This is a genomic window from Aquisalimonas asiatica, from assembly GCF_900110585.1.
GTDB lineage: Bacteria > Pseudomonadota > Gammaproteobacteria > Nitrococcales > Aquisalimonadaceae > Aquisalimonas > Aquisalimonas asiatica.
Window position 1 is genome coordinate 52,628 of sequence record NZ_FOEG01000001.1, and the last position, 16,696, is coordinate 69,323.

A 16,696-nucleotide genomic window follows, 5' to 3' on the forward strand; every position below is an offset into this window, starting at 1 on the left:
GCGGTTCTCCATGGCCCGGTGTCAGGCATTCTCGGCGGCAGAGGCTTCCGGCTGGCCGGGCTCGCCGGCGTCGCTGCTGCCGCCGTTATCCTCGAGCAGGCGCAGAAACAGTTCCTCCAGGCGGTTGGACTTGTTGCGCATGCTCATCACGGAGATGCCGCGCTCGCCCAGCGCTGCGAACAGGTCCGTGAGCGACTGGTCCTCGTGGACCTCCACCTCCAGGCGCGCGTCATCCAGCTGCTGGACGGCGTAACCGGGAAGCCGGGTCGCCTCCTGGAGCGGCCCGCGGACATCCAGAATGAAGGCGTGGGTCTTGAGCCGGTTCAGCAGGGCCTGGGTGCTGGTGTGCTCGATGATGCGGCCTTCATCGATGATGGCGATCTTCCGGCAGAGACTCTCGGCCTCTTCGAGGTAGTGGGTGGTGAGAATAATGGTCGTGCCGCGTGCGTTGATCTCGCGCAGAAAAGCCCACATGGAGCGCCGCAGCTCGATGTCCACGCCGGCCGTGGGCTCGTCGAGAATCAGCAGCGGCGGCTCGTGGATCAGCGCCCGGGCGATCATCAGTCGCCGTTTCATGCCACCGGACAGGGTGCGTGAGGCATCCCCGCGTTTCTCCCACAGCCCCAGTTGGCGCAGGTATTTCTCCGCGCGCACCCGCGCCTCCCGGCGCCGGATACCGTAGTAGCCCGCCTGGTTGAGCACGATCTGCTCGACGGTCTCGAAGCCGTTGAAATTGAATTCCTGCGGGACCAGCCCGAGCCGGGTCTTCGCTTCCCACTCGTGCCGGTTGAGGTCGAAACCGAAGATCTCCACGCTCCCGGACGACATGGTGACCAGCGAGCTGATGATGCCGATCATGGTCGACTTGCCGGCGCCGTTCGGGCCGAGCAGGCCGAAGAAGGCGCCTTCTTCCACGTCCAGGCTGACGTCGCTGAGCGCGGTCGTCCCGCCCTTGTAGGTCTTGCTCAGGCCCTGCAGCGAGAGTGCTTTCATGAGTGCGCAATGCCCCCGGGGCGAATGATTGGTCGTGCGCCGGCGCGCCTGCAGCTCCGGGCTCCGCCGAGCGGGCGGGTGCGGGGCCGTGACCGGCACGGCGGGCTGGATCCAGGAAGGTGAGTACAGTACCCGCGCGACAGGGAGGCGGGCAAGTCAGGGGCGGGTTGCGACCCGTTTATCGGAAATTTCCTGAATCGGATGGAACCTGTGCGTTTTCGTGCCGTCAGAGCGGGCAAGTCGACGCGTGCACGATCTGTTGGTTTGACACGACACGTGAATCGGCTGCTAAGCTTTCATACTTGATGCAAAATCGGCCGCATAGGCCGCAAACGGGAGAAGGCCTGACTATGCAAATGCAGATGATCGGTACTGGAGCGCTGCGGGCGCTTGTCGTGGCAGCAGCGATGATTTTCGCTGGTAGCGCGGTGGCCCAGATGGAGCAGCAGCCCCAGGGCCAGGAAGGTGGCCCGCAGATGGAGCTTCAGCAGATCCAGCAGCGTCTTGCCGAGGTTCAGGAAGCGGCCCTTGAGAACAACCCGGGCCTGGAGCAGCAGCGTGACGAGCTCGAAGAGCTGGTGATCCGCAAGATGGAAGAAGCGGGTTATGACCCGGACGCGAGCATGCAGACGCTTGAGTCGGTCCAGGCTGACATGCAGGACGAGAGCCTGTCCGACGAAGAGCGCCAGCAGATGCTGCAGGAAGCTCAGGAAGCGCAGCAGGACCTCCAGGAGGCGCAGCAGGTTGCCATGCAGGACGATGAAGTCGTCGAGGCACAGCAGGCCTTCCAGGACGATCTGATGGAAGCCATGCGTGAAGAAGATCCGGAGACGGATGAGCTGATTGAAGAGTTCCAGCAGATCCAGCAGGACATGCAGGGCGGCATGGGTGGTCAGCAGGGCGGCGAAATGGCCCCGCAGTAATACCCTTCCAGCCTTCTGTGCTGACAAGCCCGGGTGGACGTGTCCACCCGGGTTTTTTTGTTCCTGGTTCGGGAGCCCTTGAAAAAGTCCGAAATTGGACTATCCTTGTAAGAACTTTTGGCGTACTGCAACAAAGGTGCTGGGCACCGGGAGAATCTGCATGGGTGGTCGACTGATTGAAGGCGTCTGGTATACCCAGGGCTACGAGCCCGACAACAAGGGGCGGTTCGTCCGGCAGGAGTCCGCGTTTCGCGACTGGATCACGGATGACGCCAGTGCCCGGTTCCGGCCGGAAGCGGGGAGGTACCACCTCTACGTGTCCTATGCATGCCCGTGGGCGCACCGTGTTCTCATCATGCGCCGGCTGAAAGGGCTGGAAGAAGCGATTCCGGTGTCGGTGGTCCACCCGCTGATGCTCGACGATGGCTGGGAATTCCGTGACTATCCCGGAAGCACGTCGGACCCCATCCATGGGGCGCGCTTCCTGCGCGAGGTCTACCAGGCTGCGGATGCAGGGTTTACGGGCCGGGTGACGGTGCCATTGCTGTGGGACAAACGGGAGCAGACCATCGTGAACAACGAGTCACGGGAGCTGCTGCGCATGCTGGACCACCGCTGGCAGTCCGTTGCCGCTGACACGACCGACTACGCCCCGGCCGATCTGGTGGCACGGGTGGATGAGACCATCGACGCCATCTACGAACCGGTCAACAACGGTGTCTACAAGTGCGGGTTCGCGCAGTCCCAGGACGCCTATGAAGAAGCATCCGAGGCGCTGTTCGGTGCGCTCGACCACTGGGATGAGGTTCTGGGGCAGCAGCGGTTCCTGTGCGGTGGCAGCATCACGGAGGCGGATATCGCACTCTATACGACGCTGGTGCGGTTCGACGCCGTCTACAGCGTGCACTTCAAGTGCTCGCAGCGGCGGATCATGGACTACCCCAATCTGCTCGGGTACCTGCGGGATCTTTACCAGCGGCCCGCTTTCCGGGAGACCACGAACATGGATCACATCCGGCAGCACTATTACCGCAGTCACGGGTTCATCAACCCTACGGGGATCGTCGCGCGGGCACCGGAGGTGGACCTGGACGCCCCCCACGGCCGGGATCGCCTGAGCTGACAGGTGCTGTCGTGCAGGCAGACGGGCGGGGTCAGCCGTCCTGCCCGTTTGCCTCGTTGTAGGATTCGTCTTCCCCCTCCACGAACAGGAGGGGATCCACCGCTTGGCCGTTCAGGTAGACGGTCCAGTGCAGGTGGGGGCCGGTGACACGCCCCGTGGCGCCGATGGTCCCGAGGGTGTCGCCCCTGGCGACGCGATCCCCCGTGCTCACCTGGATTTCGTCCAGGTGGCAGTACATGGTGACGAAGCCGTTGCCATGATCCACGAAAACGGTCTTGCCGTTGAAGAAGTAGTCCCCCGTTTCAACCACCTCGCCCCCGAGTGGCGCGGCGATGGGCGTGCCCGTCTCGTTGGCGATATCCAGGCCGCTGTGCGGGTTGCGGGGCTGGTCATTGAAGTAACGGCGCAGTCCGAAGGGGCTGGAGAAGCGGCCTTCGGCGGGCAGTGTGAGCGCCATGGTCTCGGGGGTGCCGTCGCTGAAGGTATCCCGCGCAGCGTGGATTTCCTCCTGCTCCCGGCGGATTCGCTTCAGGGTCTCTTCACCGGGGGAGACCTGCTCATCGTCATCCAGGGTGATGCGCTGCTCGGCGTAGTCACGATCAGTGATCTCGAACGCGAACGCGTCGCCGCCGGAGCGCACGCTGGCTTCGCCCGGGGTCGCATCCAGGCCGATCCCGACCACCGCCTTCCAGCGTCCGTCATGTTCCCTGACCGCCACGGGGCGGTCCTGAAACGTCGCGTCCGGCCGATTGCTTCCTGCCGGGCCCAGGTCCACGACGGCCACTCCGCCGGGGACCGGCCGGTGATCCGGCAGGTCCGCCAGTGCCACGCTGCAGGCAAGCATCAGCGCCAGGGTCGTTGCTGCGCGCATCATGTCCAGTTCTCCTCGTCGTGCACGCGCTCCACGCGGCCGTGAATTCGGCCCTGGGCCAGGCGGGCGGTGAACGGGTCGCCAGGGTTCAGATCCTTTGCGTTGCGTATGACAGCGCCATCGTCAGGCCGTTGCACGATGGCGTATCCGCGGCTGACCGTCGCCAACGGGCTGACCGTCTCCAGGGTTCGCGTCACCGCGCCCAGACGCTCGCGGGAGCGCTCCAGCAGATGGTGCTGCGCGGCGTTGAGGCGCCGCTTCAGGTCATCGGTCCGCTCCCGTCCCCGGATGATGTCCCGGCCCGGACTGGCCGAGCCGAGCCGGCTGCGGGCCTGCTCCAGAGCCGTGAAACGCAGGCGTTGGCCGGTGCGCCAGGCCTGGTCCAGGCGTACTCCGAGCTCCTTCAGCCGCTGCCCGTGCTCGCGCAGCCGCCTGCCCGGGTGCTGTTGCTGCAAGCGCTTGAGCAGGTGGTCCAGACGCTGCGCCTCCTGCTGCTGACGTCGCTCCTGCACGAACTGCAGCCGCTCGGCCGCGGTTTCGAACTGGCGCATCCAGGCTGCGCTGTCAGGGCTCAGCAGTTCCGCGGCGGCCGAGGGCGTCGGTGCCCGCCGGTCCGCAACCAGGTCGGCAATGGTCACGTCGACCTCGTGGCCCACGGCACTGACCACCGGAAGGGGGCAATCGGCAATCGCACGGGCAAGCGCTTCATCGTTGAATGACCACAGATCCTCCAGCGATCCGCCACCACGGGTGAGCAGCAGCACATCCACCTCGGCGCGCTCCACGGCGTGGGCGAGCATGGCGCGGATCGCCTGGGCGGCTTCTTTCCCCTGCACGGGCACCGGGTAGATCAGCACCGGAATGGCAGGGAAACGGCGCTGCAGCACCTGGAGCACGTCACGGACGGCGGCGCCGCTGGGCGAGGTGATCACGCCGATCCGCCGGGGCAGGGTGGGGAGCGCACGCTTGCGGTCCGCCGCGAACAGGCCCTCGGCTTCGAGCTTCTGCCGCAGGGCTTCGAATTGCCGGCGCAGTGCACCATCGCCCGCTTCTTCCATGCTCTCCACGATGAGCTGGTAGTCCCCGCGCGGCTCGTAGAGGCCGATGCGGCCGCGCACGACGACCTGCTGGCCGTTCTCGGGGCGGAAGCGCACCAGCTGGTTGCGGGACCGGAACATGGCGCAGCGGATCTGCGCCCGGTCATCCTTGAGGCTGAAGTAGAGGTGACCCGAGGCGGGACGGGCGAGGTTGGAGAGCTCGCCCTCGACCCAGACGGGCGGCAGCCCCTGCTCCAGCAGTTCCCGCACCTCGCGATTGAGACGCGAGACGGTAATGACAGGGCGGTCGGCGGTGCTGGTCGTGGAGGTGGACGCATTCATGCCGCACAGTCTAACCGGCGCACGGCATCGGGTCATGGTGCGGCATGCGGATATGCCGCTTTACGGTGCACCGCAGCGCTTCCTATAATACTCGGCTATTCCGCGCAAGCTCCACCTCCGCGACAAGGTATCCGCCCATGCGAATCGCCCAGGAAGCCCTGACTTTTGACGATGTCCTTCTTCTCCCGGCGTACTCGGACGTCATGCCCCGGGATGCGGATCTATCGTCGCAATTGACCCGGAGTATCCGGGTCAACATCCCCATCGTCTCCGCGGCCATGGATACCGTCACCGAGGCGGGGCTGGCCATTACGCTTGCGGAACAGGGCGGGCTTGGCATCGTCCACAAGAACATGTCCGTGGAACAGCAGGCGGATCATGTCCGTCGCGTGAAGAAGTTCGAAAGCGGGGTGATCAAGGAACCCATCAGCGTGACGCCGGACACCTCGATCGCCGACGTGCTCGCGCTGACCCGCCAGCACACCATCTCCGGGGTGCCGGTGGTCGACAGCAACGACCGCCTCAGTGGCATCGTGACCAGCCGTGACCTGCGGTTCGAGACACGCACGGATGCCCCCGTCAGCGAGATCATGACGGGCCGTGAACGCCTGGTCACCGTGCGTGAGGGTGCGTCCCGGGAGGAGGTCCTCGACCGCATGCATCGCCACCGCATCGAGAAGGTGCTGGTGGTGGACGACAACTTCCGGCTGCGGGGCCTGATCACTGTCAAGGACATCCAGAAGGCCAAGGATTACCCCAACGCGTGCAAGGACGAACACGGGCGCCTGCGTGTCGGGGCTGCCGTGGGTACCGGCGGTGATACGGAGGAGCGCGTCGACGCGCTGTGCCGGGCCGGGGCGGACGTGGTCGTGGTGGATACCGCGCACGGGCACTCCCAGGGCGTGCTGCAGCGTGTGAGCTGGGTCAAGCAGCACTACCCGGAGGTCCAGGTGATCGGTGGCAATATCGCCACCGGCGCTGCCGCCCGGGCACTGGTGGACGCCGGTGTCGATGCTGTCAAAGTCGGCATCGGCCCGGGATCCATCTGCACCACGCGGGTCGTTGCCGGTGTGGGGGTGCCGCAGATCTCCGCCGTGGCCAACGTGGCCGAGGCACTGGAAGGCTCCGGCGTCCCGCTGATCGCCGACGGCGGGGTGCGCTTCTCCGGCGATCTCTCCAAGGCCATCGTTGCCGGTGCGCACGCCGTGATGGTCGGGGGGCTGTTTGCCGGCACCGAGGAAGCGCCGGGCGAGGTCGAGCTGTTCCAGGGGCGGTCCTACAAGTCCTACCGGGGCATGGGCTCGCTGGGGGCCATGGCGCAGGGGTCCAGCGACCGCTACTTCCAGGATCCGTCCGAAGAGGTGGAGAAGCTTGTCCCCGAGGGTATTGAAGGGCGCGTTCCCTACAAGGGCTCCCTGGTTGCCATCGTCCACCAGCTCCTGGGGGGGCTGCGCGCGAGCATGGGTTACACCGGCTGCCACGACATTCACGAGATGCGTACCAAACCCCAGTTCGTGCGCATTACCAATGCCGGGGTGCGCGAGTCCCACGTCCACGACGTGACGATCACCAAGGAAGCGCCGAACTACCGGACGGACTGAACACACAACACCCGCGCGCCGCCGCCCGAGGGCGGCGCTTTTGTTTGCAACACTGCCGTTGGAACCCGACATGCCCCAGGATATTCACGCCGAACGCATTCTGATCCTCGACTTCGGATCCCAGTACACCCAGCTCATCGCCCGTCGCGTGCGCGAGGCCGGCGTCTACTGCGAGATCTATGCCTGTGACTGTGATCCGGCGGCCATCACCGCCTTTGCTCCCAACGGCGTGATTCTCTCCGGTGGCCCGGAATCGGTGACCTTCGGCGAGACGCCGCGCATCCCCGATGCGGTGTTTGCCCTCGACGTGCCGCTGCTGGGCATCTGCTACGGCATGCAGGCCATGGCCGCGCAGCTGGGTGGCACGGTGGAGCCGTCGTCGCACAAGGAGTTCGGCTATGCCCGGGTGCGCGCGCGGGGCCACTCCCGGCTGCTGCGCGACATCGAGGATCACACCACGCCGGAAGGTTACGGCATGCTGGACGTGTGGATGAGCCACGGTGACCGCGTCACGGAACCGCCCCCCGGGTTCAAGCGCATCGCCAGCAACGACAGCGCGCCGGTGGCCGGCATCGGCGACGACGAACGTTGCTGGTACGGCGTGCAGTTCCACCCGGAGGTCACCCACACGCTGCAGGGCCAGCGCATTCTCACGCGGTTCGTGCGCGAGCTGTGTGGCTGCAGCGGCAGCTGGACGCCCGGCAACATTATCAATGACCACATCGCCCGCGTCCGCGAACAGGTGGGTGACGGCAAGGTACTGCTGGCGCTCTCCGGCGGCGTGGACTCCTCCGTGGTGGCGGCGCTGCTCCATCGCGCCATCGGCGATCAGCTCACCTGCGTGTTCGTGGATAACGGGCTGCTGCGCCTCGGCGAGGCCGACCAGGTCATGGCCACCTTTGCACGGCACATGGGTGTCAACGTCATCCGCGTGGATGCGGAGAACCGGTTCCTCAAGGCGCTTGCCGGGGTCACGGATCCGGAGCAGAAGCGCAAGATCATTGGCAACATGTTCATCGACGTCTTCGACGACGAAGCGGAGCGGCTGCAGAACGTGGACTGGCTGGCCCAGGGCACCATCTACCCGGATGTGATCGAGTCCGCGGGGGCAGCGACCGGCAAGGCCCACGTGATCAAGTCCCACCACAACGTGGGCGGTCTGCCGGACCGCATGAACCTCAAGCTCATCGAGCCCCTGCGTGAACTGTTCAAGGACGAGGTGCGCCGCATCGGCATCGAGCTGGGACTACCGTCCAACATGGTCCACCGCCACCCGTTCCCGGGGCCGGGGCTGGGTGTGCGTATTCTCGGCGAGGTGCGCAAGGAATACGCGGACAAGCTCCGCAAGGCCGACGCCATCTTCATCGAGGAACTCTGGAAGAACGAACTCTATAGCCAGACCAGTCAGGCCTTCGCCGTGTACATGCCCGTGAAATCGGTGGGTGTGACTGGCGACGGCCGCCGCTACGAGCACGTGATCGCCCTGCGCGCCGTCGAGACCATCGACTTCATGACCGCCCGCTGGGCACGCCTGCCGTATGACTTCCTGGATCACGTGAGCCGACGCATCATCAACGAGATCGAGGGCATTTCCCGGGTCGTCTACGACATCTCCGGCAAGCCGCCGGCGACTATCGAGTGGGAATGACCGGGGAGCCGGTACGGGGCTGGACATGACCACGGTGCCCGATGAGGCCTGCGGGGCGCATGCCCCTGAAGACATTCACTGGATGCGCGAGGCGCTGGCGCTGGCGCATCAGGCCGCAGCCGCGGGGGAGGTGCCCGTGGGCGCGGTGCTGGTTCGCGATGGCGAGTGCCTGGCCCGAGGCTGGAATCACCCCATCGCCGCGTCGGACCCGACCGTGCATGCCGAGATCCATGCCCTGCGCGCCGCCGCGGAGGCGGAGCAGAACTACCGGCTTTCGGGGACCACCCTCTACGTGACCCTGGAACCGTGCGTGATGTGTGTCGGGGCCATGGTGCACGCCCGCGTGGGGCGATTGGTCTACGGTGCGACGGAGCCCCGTACCGGTGCGGTGGAGAGCTGCTTCGAACTGCTGCAGCCCGGACTGCACAACCACAATGTCGCCTGCCTCGGCGGTGTGCTGGCGGAGGAGAGCGCGACCCTGCTGCGGGATTTCTTCCGTTCCCGGCGGGGGTGACGGGTCACTCAGTACAGCATTTCAGCCATGCCCGGCAGCTCGAGTCTGCCGGCGTCGCTGCCCCGGAAGGCGCGCAGCTCCCGGGGGTCGGCATCGTCGCTCAGGCGGAACAGTGCCGGATTGGTGATGCGGGTAAGCATGGCGTAGTAGCCCCGGACGCCGCGCACGTAGTGAACCGGCTCCCAGCCCCGGGCGTAGCCGAATCGCGTGTGCTGGTACCACTCCGGATCGGCCAGAAGCGGCAGATGGTCACGAACGTCCGGCCAGCTGTTCGGGTCGCCGCCCTGGGATTCGGTGATACTGCGTGCATCGCGCAGGTGGCCCATGCCGACGTTGTAGGCGGCCAGTGCCATCCACGTGCGGGTGGGGTCCTCGATGTCATCCGGCAGGCGGTCCAGTAGCGAGCGGAAATACTGCGCGCCGCCCATGATGCTCTCCGTGGGGTCCAGGCGATTGTCCACACCCATCTGCCGGGCGGTGGGCTGGGTGAGCATCATCATGCCGCGGACGCCGGTGGCGGAGACGGCCTCGGGCCGCCAGTGGGACTCCTGGTAACTGATGGCGGCGAGCATGCGCCAGTCCAGGTCGTATTGCTCCGCCGCCTCCTCGAACGTGGCCCGGTACTCGGGCAGGCGCTCCGTGACCTCGCGCAGAAAGACCCGGGCACCCACGTAGTCGAAACCGGTCAGATAGCCGTGATAGCGCTCGCGGACGAAGGCAAGCTGTCCGGTTTCCTCGGCCTCGGCGAAGAAGGCCTGGCCGGCGTCGTAGAGGCTGCGGTCGTCGGAGCGCAGAAAGGCCCACGCCAGGTTTTGCGGATCGTCGAAGGTGAATGCGACCCGCAGCTCGGGGTAGTAGCTCTGGTTGAGGGCGAGTTCGTTGGAGTCGACGATGGTGAAGTCGATGTCCCGCCGCCACACGCCGTAGAGCAGATCCTGCACGCCGAGGTCCTGGGTTGCGGACCAGTTGACGTCCAGCCCGTTGCTGCCGAGCGCCCGGAGCCGTTCGGCCGACTGGCTGTGGGCCAGTACCTGGAATGACGCATCGCGGAAGTCGGCCAGCTCGTCCGGGGATTCCGGGTGTGGCTCACCGTTGCGGTAAATGAGGTGCTGATCCACCTCGGCGTAGGAGGTGCTGAAGCGGAAACGCTCCTGGCCGCCATCGGAGACACTGAGGCCGCCCGCGGCCACGTGAGCCGAGCGGGAAGCCAGGGCCTGATACATCTGGGTCTTGTTCTTGGCGATGATCAGTCGCAGCTCCACGCCCAGGTGGTCTGCAAACGCCCGGGCCAGGTGGTAATCCATGCCCGCGAACCCGTCGTCGGTCTTGTAGAGCGTCGACGGCCCCAGCCGCGTGACCACCACCAGCTCACCGGCGTCCTGCACCTGCTCCAGGAGCGACTGCTTCTGCAGCTGGCCGGTGATGGCCAGTCCGCCGAGGAGGAGCGCCATGCCGACAATGAGGACGCGGAGCACATGATGGGCCATAGACAACCGTTGGAGTCGTTGGGGGCTCTATTGTAGACTACGCGCCTCATCGCCCACGAGCGATGATTCGGAGAGGTGCCGGAGCGGCCGAACGGGGCGCACTCGAAATGCGTTGATCCTACGGGATCCGGGGGTTCGAATCCCTCCCTCTCCGCCATTCTCTCCTGAGCAGTGCCGCAGGTACTGCTCAGGAGAGAATCCGACAGACACGGGGGATTCGAACCCCCGGAAAGACCATTCGGTTCGACGGCGCTATCGGCGCCGTGCGTTGCCGGGCAGCGGCAACGCCCCGCAGGGCAAGGCGCGAAGCGCCGCAGTCATCCCTCCCTGTCACATCACCACGTACGCCACGGCCAGCGGCAGTATCAGCGCGCTCATCAGGGTTCCCACAATGACGATGGACGCCACTTTCTCCGGCTCCTGGCGGAACTGCTCCGCGATCACATAGCTCATCACTGCGGGCGGCAGCGCCGCGAAGATGAACAGCACCCCTTGCTGCAAGGGGTCGAGCGCGAACAGGGGCGCCACGGCAATCATGACCACCACGCTGGTGGCCGGGCAGAGCAGGCCGACGGCCGCGCCCAGGCGCCAGTGGCGCAACGACGTGGTTGCGAGGCGGGCGCCCAGGGAGACCAGCAGCAGGGGGATCCCGACGGCGGCGGCCATCTCCAGTGTGGTCATCACGGGGGCGGGCAGCGTCACGCCGCTGGTTGCCAGTACCGCACCGAGCAGGGCGGCCAGCAGCATCGGCATCCGCAGTAGTTCCACCACACTGAGGCGGCCCCCGATCAGCAGGGGGCTGACCACGAACTGTCCCACCGTCTGCACCAGGAACAGCACCACCGCGGCCGGCAGGGCCTCCTCGCCAAAGGTAAGCACCATCAGCGGGATGGCCAGGTTGCCTGCGTTGTTGAACATGGTGGGCGGCAGGACCGTGCGCCAGTCCTCCTTAAGGAATCGGCACAACGGCAGCGCCAGCAGTCCGGAGCCGGCGATGATGAGTGCCCCGGCAAATGCCAGCGGCAGCTGGCCGGAGAAGTCCGCGGCGCGGTCCAGGATCGCGTAGAGGATCAGCGCCGGCAGAAACACCGTCATGTTGAGCTGATTGGTCTCGGCGAAATCCGGCCGGTAGCGGCGCGTGTAGCCGTAGCCCACGGCGACCAGTGCAAATACCGGCAGAATGACGCCGACGACCGTGGACAGGACGTCAGCGATCACGGCCAGTCACTCCAGTCGTGTGCGAAACGCCGTACTATACCCAGAGTCATCCGCCGGAGGGTATTGTCCTGTTCCTGGCGGCCAGGGTGCGGTGCCTGCGGGAACCGGTCACGGGGGCCGTTGTCTCAACCAGTGCGTCGTCCACGAATCAGTGCGGGAGAGAGCGGAATGCGACGGAATGGCTTGCGGGGTCTGTGGCTTGCACTGGCGTTGGTGCCGGGCGTGGCTCTGGCGTATCCGCCCTACGGTTACATTGGTGTGGACATGGCGGGCACCTCCATCCTCGATGACGGTGGCGCCTTTGGCAGCGGGTTCGACGACGAAAGTGCGGGGGTGCGCCTGTTCGGTGGCTACCGCGCCAACGACTGGTTCGGGGTCGAGATCGGATTCCACGACCTGGGCCGGTACCGGCAGGACGACTATCGCGTCAGCTACTCCGCCACGGTGCTCTCCGGCGTCCTGTATCTGCCGGTCAGCAATACCTTCGATCTGTACGGCCGTCTCGGCGGCGGCATCGGGCGCGTTAGCGAGAACGACAGCCGTTCGGATTCGACCCGCAAGGTCATCGGCCAGGCGGGTGTCGGCGCCAAGGTGCACGTTACACCCACCTTTGCCCTGCGTGGCGGCGTGGATGTCTACTCCATGGAGCCCCAGCTCCGGGGGCCGGACGGTGGCAGCACCCGGACCGTGAGCCAGGAGTTCGGGGCCGGCTACGTGGGCGTCAACCTGCTGTTCTGAGTCACCGGCTGCGCTCCCGCCCCGCGCCTGCGCTATGATGGTGCCTGGCGCGCCAGTCGGCATGGAGGGGGTGGGTTGCAGACAGTCACGACGTTTCCCTATCGGGTTCGCAGTATCGAGAATCTCTGGATTCCAATGCCGGACGGCACGCGCCTGGCGGCGCGGGCCTGGATTCCGGAGGGCGCGGAGAACGATCCGGTGCCTGCCATTGTCGAGTACATCCCCTACCGCAAACGGGAGTTCACACGCCTCCGGGACGACGTGACCCACGCCTGGTTTGCCGGCCACGGCTACGCGTGTCTGCGGGTGGATCTGCGCGGCAGTGGCGAGTCCGACGGGCTGCTGGTGGACGAGTACCTGCCCCGGGAGCTGGAAGACGGCGAGCACATGCTGCGCTGGATTGGCGAGCAGGCGTGGTGCAACGGCCGTATCGGCATGATCGGCATCTCCTGGGGCGGCTTCAACGGGCTGCAGCTGGCGGCCCGCCGTCCGCCCGAGCTGGGCGCGGTGATCACCGTGTGCTCCACGGACGACCGCTACACCGACGACATCCACTACATGGGGGGCTGCCTGCTGGCGGACAATCTCTCCTGGGCCTCCACCATGTACAGCCACACCGCGTTGCCGCCGGATCCGGCCATTGTGGGAGACCGGTGGCGGGCGATGTGGCATGCCCGCATGGAGGGCAGCGGCTACTGGCTGGAGGAGTGGCTCAGTCATCAGCACCGGGACGACTACTGGCGCCACGGCTCCATCAACGAGCACTACGACCGCGTGCAGATCCCGGTCATGGCCGTGTCCGGGTGGGCGGACGGCTACTCCAACGCCGTGTTCCGGCTGCTGGAGAACCTCAGTGGCCCGCGGATGGGGCTGATCGGCCCCTGGGGGCACAAATATCCGCACCAGGGGCAGCCGGGGCCGGCCATCGACTTTCTCACCGAGGCGCTGCGCTGGTGGGATCGCTGGTTGAAGGACATCGAGACCGGCGTCGAGGCCGAGCCCATGCTGCGTGCCTGGATGCAGGAGAGCGTGCGCCCGGACACCAATCTGCACACACGCCCGGGGCGCTGGGTCGGGGAGCCGTCGTGGCCGTCGCCGGGAGTCTCCACCCGGACACGCCCCCTGCAGAAAGGTCAGGTGGGCGGCCCCGGCAGCGCCGAGGAGAGCGGGCGGTTGTCCGTGCAGTCACCCCTGTCCGTCGGGCTGTTCGCCGGGCGCTGGTGTTCGTTCACCGCAACGCCGGATCTGCCCCACGACCAGCGTGAAGAGGACGGCGGGTCCATGGTCTTCGACAGCGACCCGCTGGAGGAGCCGCTGGAGATTCTCGGTGCTCCGGTGGTCACCCTGCGCGTCGCGGCGGACCGCCCGGTCGCCATGGTGGCGGTGCGGCTGTCCGACGTGGCCCGGAACGACGAGGCCACCCGCGTGACCTACGGCCTGCTGAACCTCACCCATCGCGACGGTCACGACGACCCGCAGCCGCTTGAACCGGGCACGTTCTACACCGTGCGGGTGCAGCTCAACGACGTGGCCGAGCGATTCCCCGCCGGCCACCGCCTGCGGGTGTCCGTGTCCACGTCCTACTGGCCCGTGGTGTGGCCATCACCGGAGTCGCCCCGTATTACCGTGGACACCGGCGAGAGCGCGCTGGAGCTTCCGGTGCGCGCCGCGCGGGCGAGTGACGACGCCATCCGTGACCCCGGCCCCCCACGTGGTGCGCCCGCATCGCCGACGACGCTGATCCGGCCGAGGGACTACGGCTGGACGGTCACCCGGGACCTGGCCGCCAACCGTTCGACCCTGGAAGTGAAGAAGGACGAGGGGGCGTTCATTTTTGATCAGCTGCAGCTCGGGATGCACATCCGCACCACGGAGTGGTACAGCCATACGGGGAATGACTACGACTCCGTGCGCGGTGAAACGGAATCCGTGCGTGGCATGCATCGTGGAGACTGGGTCGTTTCCGTGCGAACGCGCACGGTTCTGACTTCGGATAGGGATTACTTTCATCTGCGTGCCGAGATGGACGGCTACGAGGGGGATCAGCGTGTGCACTCCCATAACGTGGTGCGCTCAATCCGCCGCAATCTTCTGTAACCGCCCCTGCAACGCGTAGACAACCGCGGGGCCAGACACCACCATGACGGTAGGTTGGCGCGCCGAGCCGTGACCGGGCCCGCGATGGAGTGACCATGACTGAAGAAACCGCCGAACTCACCGCCAAGCTGGAGCGACTGGGTCAACGGCTGGATGATGCCGCCGCCCGGCTGGCGCAGGCGAACACCTTTGCCAAGTTCACCCAGAGCTCCAGTGTTCTGGAGGCCGCACGCAAGCTGCTGGCCGCGCCCGGCGGGGTGGAGGTGGTCTACGAACGCATCGCCGCCCTGGAATCGGCGGGCATATTCACCGGCAGTGACTGGGAGTTCCCCGAGAGCCTCCAGCCCGCCATGGCGGCCAATACGCTCAAGCTCAGCCAGGACCACACACTGGTGCTGGAGTGTCTCAGTGAACTGCGTCTTGTTGCCGTCGCACGGGAAGAGATTCCGGCCACGGGCATGTCCCCGGAGGAGGCGCGGCAGTTCCTCGCGCGGGTGCTGGCGCTGAATCTGCGGCTGGTCTTCGGTCAGCTCGACGAGGCCGAGCGCGTGCGCATGGGGCGCGGTGCCGACCTGGTTCAGTGGCATCAGCGGTTCGTTGCCGAGCATATCGGCTTCGGTGAGATCATCGAGGAGTTGATCAACGAGATCTGGCGCATTCTCGCACAGCGCCCCATCGAAACCGGGCCGGTCCAGCAGATGATCAACAGCGTGGCCGCCTATCTGCACAGCGATGAGCCGGGGGTGCCGGCGGCCAACACCCGCGGTGCGGAGCGGCTGATCAGCGCTCTGTACGGCCCGACCCGCGGGTGCCAGGAGGATCCGGGGGTCGATGTCTATCGCGAGCGGCTGGCCGGCATGGACGAGCAGGCGTTGCGCAACGAGGCGCTGGGCTTCGGCCGCGCCATGCATGACACCGGGCTCGTGTCACCCTACCACCCGGTTTTCCTGCGCTATGCACTGGATCAGGCGCCCGATCTGCTGCCCTCGACGCTGGGCCTGAGCAGTACCGGCATCGATGCGCTGACCTGTTACAGCGAGCTGGTCCACGAGTTGATTCGCGAGGCGGTCTGGCCGGAGACCGCGCAGGTCGTCTACGGGCTGTCGGGGTTGCTGGAGCGTGGCGTGCTCTACAGTGGTCCGGTGCCGCCGGCATTGTGGCGGCAGATCCATCTTGAGGTCTCGCCGGAAGCCAGGCGGCTGCTGGGGGTGTTCGATGTTGAGTCGCATCCCACGGCCCGGGTGCGGCTGCTGGCGGGAGTGATCAACGTCCTGGGCTGCCCCAGGGGGATCGGCCAGGGCAACAATCCCACCTGCCAGTCGGCCCGTGCGCTGTCCATGTGGTCCAGCAATGATCCCGATTACCTGCTGCAGGTGGTGGCGTGGGCGGCGCGCGATAACGACGTCACCGCCCACTTTGAGGGCAGGGCCCTGTCGTCGGCGGCCCTGAACGCCGAACAGCCCCTGGTGCCGCTGTTCGACGTGGATCCCGTCTCCGCGGTGACCGTCCCCCACCTCGACGCGCTCTACAACGAGATGGGGCGGTTGTGCGCCGCGCGCGGGGAGGACTTCCACAAGTGGGTGAACCCGGAGTTCCACGGCTGGTGGGTCGGCCGGGGGTTTGCCATCGTGGTGGATGTGGCCACGGGCATGCTGGTGAACTTCGACGGCTTCGTGCGCCGCTTCTACGCCTGCTATCACCCCCTGTGCAACGGCAATAACCCGGTGATCCATTCGCAGCCCGCCGGCGTTGCAGTGACCGACACCACGGGCCGGTTCGTGGGGTGGCATGCGATTGCCATCGAGCGTGTGGGGTTCGATCCGGAAGGCGAGATGCGGGTGTATTTCTTCAATCCCAACAACGACAGCACCCAGGATTGGGGGCAGGGCGTTGCCGTCTCCACGGAGGGTGCGGGCGAGCGCCACGGTGAATCATCACTGCCGTTCGAGCAGTTCGTCTCGCGGCTGTACATCTTCCACTATGATCCGCGGGACGAAGCGGCGGATGCCGAGCTGCCGGACGGCGCCCTGGAGCGGATCGCCTCCATGGCCCGCAACAGCTGGGCGGCGGGGCGCTGCTGATCCTCCGGAGGGGATTGTTGTAC

General features: G+C 66.4%; 13 protein-coding genes and 1 tRNA gene. 9 read left to right on the forward strand and 5 right to left on the reverse strand.

The features are described 5' to 3' along the window. Nucleotides 1–21: 21 nt before the first annotated feature. The gene (locus tag BMZ02_RS00280) at nucleotides 22–993 is read right to left on the reverse strand and encodes an ABC transporter ATP-binding protein (RefSeq protein ID WP_091638930.1); all 972 of its coding nucleotides are present in this window, start codon (nucleotides 991–993) and stop codon (nucleotides 22–24) included. A gap of 350 nt (nucleotides 994–1,343) precedes the next feature. Between BMZ02_RS00280 and BMZ02_RS00285 the strand changes: the two genes are divergently transcribed. Both BMZ02_RS00285 and BMZ02_RS00290 read left to right on the forward strand, forming a co-directional pair. Further along, nucleotides 1,344–1,916, forward strand: a complete 573-nt coding sequence (locus tag BMZ02_RS00285; RefSeq protein WP_171909746.1) for a hypothetical protein — start codon at nucleotides 1,344–1,346, stop codon at nucleotides 1,914–1,916. Between the two features lie 160 nt (nucleotides 1,917–2,076). Then, nucleotides 2,077–3,039: a glutathione S-transferase family protein gene (locus BMZ02_RS00290; RefSeq protein ID WP_091638932.1), complete on the forward strand. Its 963-nt coding sequence runs from the start codon at nucleotides 2,077–2,079 to the stop codon at nucleotides 3,037–3,039. A 31-nt stretch (nucleotides 3,040–3,070) separates the two neighbouring features. Here the strand turns inward: BMZ02_RS00290 and BMZ02_RS00295 are convergent, their stop codons facing one another. After that, nucleotides 3,071–3,913, reverse strand: a complete 843-nt coding sequence (locus tag BMZ02_RS00295) for a M23 family metallopeptidase (protein ID WP_216110629.1) — start codon at nucleotides 3,911–3,913, stop codon at nucleotides 3,071–3,073. Next, on the reverse strand, nucleotides 3,910–5,289 hold the full coding sequence (gene xseA / locus BMZ02_RS00300; protein WP_091638934.1) for an exodeoxyribonuclease VII large subunit: 1,380 nt from the start codon (nucleotides 5,287–5,289) through the stop codon (nucleotides 3,910–3,912). Before xseA ends, BMZ02_RS00295 begins: the two co-directional genes overlap by 4 nt. Nucleotides 5,290–5,426: 137 nt before the next feature. On the opposite strand from xseA, the gene guaB reads away from it, so the two are divergent. From guaB to tadA, 3 genes are all read left to right on the forward strand, one after another. After that, nucleotides 5,427–6,890 (forward strand): IMP dehydrogenase, encoded by a 1,464-nt coding sequence (gene guaB / locus BMZ02_RS00305; RefSeq protein ID WP_091638936.1) that lies wholly within the window; start codon nucleotides 5,427–5,429, stop codon nucleotides 6,888–6,890. 70 nt (nucleotides 6,891–6,960) lie between these two features. After that, nucleotides 6,961–8,538: a glutamine-hydrolyzing GMP synthase gene (gene guaA, locus BMZ02_RS00310; RefSeq protein WP_091638938.1), complete on the forward strand. Its 1,578-nt coding sequence runs from the start codon at nucleotides 6,961–6,963 to the stop codon at nucleotides 8,536–8,538. Nucleotides 8,539–8,563: 25 nt separating this feature from the next. Continuing rightward, nucleotides 8,564–9,052, forward strand: a complete 489-nt coding sequence (gene tadA, locus BMZ02_RS00315) for a tRNA adenosine(34) deaminase TadA (protein WP_091638939.1) — start codon at nucleotides 8,564–8,566, stop codon at nucleotides 9,050–9,052. A gap of 8 nt (nucleotides 9,053–9,060) precedes the next feature. Here tadA and mltF read toward each other — a convergent pair whose 3' ends face one another. Continuing rightward, the gene (gene mltF, locus BMZ02_RS00320; RefSeq protein WP_091638941.1) at nucleotides 9,061–10,539 is read right to left on the reverse strand and encodes a membrane-bound lytic murein transglycosylase MltF; all 1,479 of its coding nucleotides are present in this window, start codon (nucleotides 10,537–10,539) and stop codon (nucleotides 9,061–9,063) included. A 69-nt stretch (nucleotides 10,540–10,608) separates the two neighbouring features. On the opposite strand from mltF, the gene BMZ02_RS00325 reads away from it, so the two are divergent. Further along, a tRNA-Ser gene (locus BMZ02_RS00325) sits at nucleotides 10,609–10,696 on the forward strand. Nucleotides 10,697–10,869: 173 nt separating this feature from the next. Here BMZ02_RS00325 and BMZ02_RS00330 read toward each other — a convergent pair. Beyond that, a complete protein-coding gene (locus BMZ02_RS00330) occupies nucleotides 10,870–11,757 on the reverse strand; it encodes an AEC family transporter (protein ID WP_091638943.1) in 888 nt (295 codons plus the stop codon). Nucleotides 11,758–11,925: 168 nt separating this feature from the next. Between BMZ02_RS00330 and BMZ02_RS00335 the strand changes: the two genes are divergently transcribed. The 3 genes from BMZ02_RS00335 (at nucleotide 11,926) to BMZ02_RS00345 (ending at nucleotide 16,673) form a co-directional block, all read left to right on the forward strand. Next, the gene (locus tag BMZ02_RS00335; RefSeq protein WP_091638945.1) at nucleotides 11,926–12,495 is read left to right on the forward strand and encodes an outer membrane beta-barrel protein; all 570 of its coding nucleotides are present in this window, start codon (nucleotides 11,926–11,928) and stop codon (nucleotides 12,493–12,495) included. Between the two features lie 75 nt (nucleotides 12,496–12,570). Next, the gene (locus tag BMZ02_RS00340) at nucleotides 12,571–14,592 is read left to right on the forward strand and encodes a CocE/NonD family hydrolase (RefSeq protein ID WP_425425059.1); all 2,022 of its coding nucleotides are present in this window, start codon (nucleotides 12,571–12,573) and stop codon (nucleotides 14,590–14,592) included. A 95-nt stretch (nucleotides 14,593–14,687) separates the two neighbouring features. Beyond that, nucleotides 14,688–16,673: a hypothetical protein gene (locus tag BMZ02_RS00345; protein ID WP_091638948.1), complete on the forward strand. Its 1,986-nt coding sequence runs from the start codon at nucleotides 14,688–14,690 to the stop codon at nucleotides 16,671–16,673. Nucleotides 16,674–16,696 lie beyond the last annotated feature (23 nt).

Bases quoted from the DNA above. Each gene is read 5' to 3' on its own strand.
- xseA (WP_091638934.1), bottom strand. From the start codon at position 5,289: ATGAATGCGTCCACCTCCACGACCAGCACCGCCGACCGCCCTGTCATT.
- BMZ02_RS00280 (WP_091638930.1), bottom strand. From the start codon at position 993: ATGAAAGCACTCTCGCTGCAGGGCCTGAGCAAGACCTACAAGGGCGGG.
- tadA (WP_091638939.1), top strand. From the start codon at position 8,564: ATGACCACGGTGCCCGATGAGGCCTGCGGGGCGCATGCCCCTGAAGAC.
- BMZ02_RS00290 (WP_091638932.1), top strand. From the start codon at position 2,077: ATGGGTGGTCGACTGATTGAAGGCGTCTGGTATACCCAGGGCTACGAG.
- BMZ02_RS00285 (WP_171909746.1), top strand. From the start codon at position 1,344: ATGCAAATGCAGATGATCGGTACTGGAGCGCTGCGGGCGCTTGTCGTG.
- guaB (WP_091638936.1), top strand. From the start codon at position 5,427: ATGCGAATCGCCCAGGAAGCCCTGACTTTTGACGATGTCCTTCTTCTC.
- BMZ02_RS00345 (WP_091638948.1), top strand. From the start codon at position 14,688: ATGACTGAAGAAACCGCCGAACTCACCGCCAAGCTGGAGCGACTGGGT.
- guaA (WP_091638938.1), top strand. From the start codon at position 6,961: ATGCCCCAGGATATTCACGCCGAACGCATTCTGATCCTCGACTTCGGA.
- BMZ02_RS00335 (WP_091638945.1), top strand. From the start codon at position 11,926: ATGCGACGGAATGGCTTGCGGGGTCTGTGGCTTGCACTGGCGTTGGTG.
- BMZ02_RS00295 (WP_216110629.1), bottom strand. From the start codon at position 3,913: ATGATGCGCGCAGCAACGACCCTGGCGCTGATGCTTGCCTGCAGCGTG.
- mltF (WP_091638941.1), bottom strand. From the start codon at position 10,539: ATGGCCCATCATGTGCTCCGCGTCCTCATTGTCGGCATGGCGCTCCTC.